Below are 2,630 nucleotides of genomic sequence, written 5' to 3'. Positions count from 1 at the left end.
ATAGGCCAGCAGTAGCACGAGGGCGAGCAGCCCGAGCTGTGCAGCAAAGACCGCCCACTGCTCGCTCACGAAAACGACTCCGGCTTCAGCAGGGCGACCACAAGGTACGCAAGCGCTCCTGCACCGAGCACGACCGCAATGAGGTCAATCACGACGAACCTTTCAACTCGAGATGCCCGTTTCGGGCGGCAGCCGGAGAGTTACCGGCGGCGCTGACGCTATGCCCGCGCATTCGGGCGCTCGGGCGTCCTCACGGTTTCCTAACGCCTGTTCGCCAAAAAATGACGATTCCCGTGCGCGACCAGGAGTACTGTTTCCCGGTGCTCACGTCGGTTCCTCCGCGCGCCTATCGCGCTCGCCGCACGCTCAGCCCCCCGCAGACCGTGGTGTTGGCGTTCTTCGCGGCGATCGCCGTGTGCACTCTCTTGTTGTCGCTGCCGATCGCGCACGCGCCCGGCGTCGAGGTGACATTTCTCGAGGCGGCCTTCACGGCCGTCTCGGCCGTGTGCGTCACGGGGCACATCGTCGTCGACACCGCGACCGCGTGGTCACCCTTCGGGCACGCGGTCATCGTCGCGTTCATTCAAATCGGCGGCTTGGGCATCATGCTCGTGGCCTCGCTCATCGGTCTTGCGTTGCTGCGCAAGATCTCGCTGCGCGGTCGCATGATCGCGGGCACCGAGAACCGGGCCGTGACCACCGGCGATGCCTCCCGACTGACACGCGGCATTTTGCTGACCTCGCTCGTGATCGAAGCGATCGTCGCGATGGTTCTCACGCTGCAGTTCTGGTTGTCGTACGGCGTTGACCTTCCGACCGCCTTCGGGCGGGGCGTCTTCTTGGCAATCTCATCGTTCAATAACGCGGGCTTCGCGCCCTTCAGCGACAACATGATCGGGTTCGCCACCGACCCCATCGTTGTGCTGCCGTTGTGCATCGCCACGATTCTCGGCGGACTCGGTTTTCCGGTGCTGTTGCAGTTGCGGCGCGAGCTTCGCCGTCCGCTGCATTGGACGATGAATACCAACCTCGTGCTCGCGATGACGGCCTTGCTGCTCGTCGTGGGCACCGTGATGATCGCGCTCTTCGAATGGAACAACGGCGCGACGATCGGTGAGATGTCGCCGGTCGATCGCGTGCTCGTGTCGTTCTTCCACTCGGTGCAAGCGCGCACGGCCGGCTTCAATTCGGTCGACATCGGGCAGCTAGAGCCCGAGACACTATTGGGCATCGACGTGCTCATGTTCATTGGGGGCGGGCCGGCCGGAACCGCAGGCGGCATCAAGGTCACGACCTTTGCCGTGCTTCTGTTCATCATCATCACCGAGCTGCGGGGCGAAGGCGCCGTCAACATCTTTGGCAAACGCCTTTCGCGCGCGGTGCACCGTGAGGCCATCACGATCACGTTGCTGTCGCTGGCCGCCGTCATGAGCGCGACCATCGCGTTGATGATCATGACGCATCTGAGCCTCGATGTGTTGTTGTTCGAGTCGATCTCGGCCTTTGCCACCGTCGGCCTCAGCACGGGCATCACCGCCAGCCTTCCTCCGGCCGGGCAGATCATTCTCATGGTGCTTATGTTCCTGGGCCGCCTCGGCCCCCTGACGCTCGGCACCGCTCTGGTGCTGCGGCAACGTAAGGTGCTCTACGAGCTTCCGAAAGAAAGGCCCGTCATTGGGTAATCAACGTTTCTTCAGCCGCGACCGCGCAACGCGCATCGCCGAAGCCGACGCCGTGGCCGTGATTGGCCTCGGTCGATTTGGTCGCGCCATTGCCCTTGAGCTCATGGAGACGGGCACTGAAGTGCTCGGAATTGACGCCGACGAAGACATCGTGCAGTCGCTCAACGGGCAACTCACCCAGGTCGTGCGCGCTGACACCACCAACGAAGAGGTGCTCCGGCAGCTCGCGGTGCACGAGTTCGATCGCGTGATCGTGGCGATTGGGTCGGATGTTCAGTCGAGCATCCTGACCACCTCGATCTTGCTGCGCATGGAGATTCCGCACTTGTGGACCAAGGCCGTGAGTGACGCCCACGGGCAGATCTTGTCGCAGTTGGGCGTCAAGCATGTGATCTATCCCGAGCACGAAATGGGTCGTCGAGTGGCGCACCTCGTGCGGGGCGCGGCTCTCGACTACATCGAGGTCGACGACGACTATGCCATCGTCAAGATGCCGCCCAACCGCATTGTTGAAGGCATTCGCCTCGGCGACACCGACTTGCGGCAAGAGTATGGCGTGACCGTCATGGCCGTGCAGCGCGGCACCAAAGAATGGTGCAATGCGGATGCCGACACCGTGATCGAGGCGGGAGATACCATTCTCATCGCGGGCCCCATCAAGAAGGCCGAAGCGTTCGGCCAGTTGCGCTGACCGCCGCACCAACGCAAGGAGCGGCCATGACCGGGTCGATTGAGAGAGCCGCACGTGGCCGTCGTCGATAGCGCCGTCTATGTGCAGGGGCTTCGTCGCCCCGAAGTCGTAGGGCTCGACGAAACCTACGACGTCACCCGCGCCACGGGCGGCATCGCCTGGATCGGGTTGTATCGCCCCACGCGTGACGAGCTCGATTCCGTCGCGACGGAGTTCGGGCTGCACCACCTCGCGGTTGATGACGCGCTCAAGGGCCA

The 2,630-nt window shown here is 63.3% G+C and carries 3 protein-coding genes and 1 pseudogene; 3 read left to right on the top strand and 1 reads right to left on the bottom strand.

Features of this window, described 5'->3' with window-relative positions; genetic code table 11:
- Positions 1 to 65 precede the first annotated feature (65 nt).
- A complete protein-coding gene (locus SFU54_RS11740) occupies positions 66 to 152 on the bottom strand; it encodes a potassium-transporting ATPase subunit F (RefSeq protein ID WP_413466587.1) in 87 nt (28 codons plus the stop codon).
- Positions 153 to 320: 168 nt separating this feature from the next.
- Here SFU54_RS11740 and SFU54_RS07880 point away from each other — a divergent pair, with 168 nt between their 5' ends.
- The 3 genes and pseudogenes from SFU54_RS07880 to SFU54_RS07870 form a co-directional block, all read left to right on the top strand.
- Positions 321 to 1,682 carry a TrkH family potassium uptake protein gene (locus tag SFU54_RS07880; RefSeq protein ID WP_319015732.1) on the top strand — a complete coding sequence of 454 codons (1,362 nt, stop codon included), beginning with the start codon at positions 321 to 323 and terminating at the stop codon, positions 1,680 to 1,682.
- A complete protein-coding gene (locus tag SFU54_RS07875) occupies positions 1,675 to 2,373 on the top strand; it encodes a TrkA family potassium uptake protein (protein ID WP_319015731.1) in 699 nt (232 codons plus the stop codon). The genes SFU54_RS07880 and SFU54_RS07875 overlap by 8 nt, the downstream gene beginning before the upstream one ends.
- Before the next feature lie 54 nt (positions 2,374 to 2,427).
- Positions 2,428 to 2,630, top strand: a pseudogene (locus tag SFU54_RS07870) (transporter); the annotation flags it as partial.

This window comes from Microcella sp. (genome assembly GCF_033763155.1).
Lineage (GTDB): Bacteria > Actinomycetota > Actinomycetes > Actinomycetales > Microbacteriaceae > Microcella.
This window is presented reverse-complemented; position numbering and strand designations above follow the sequence as displayed.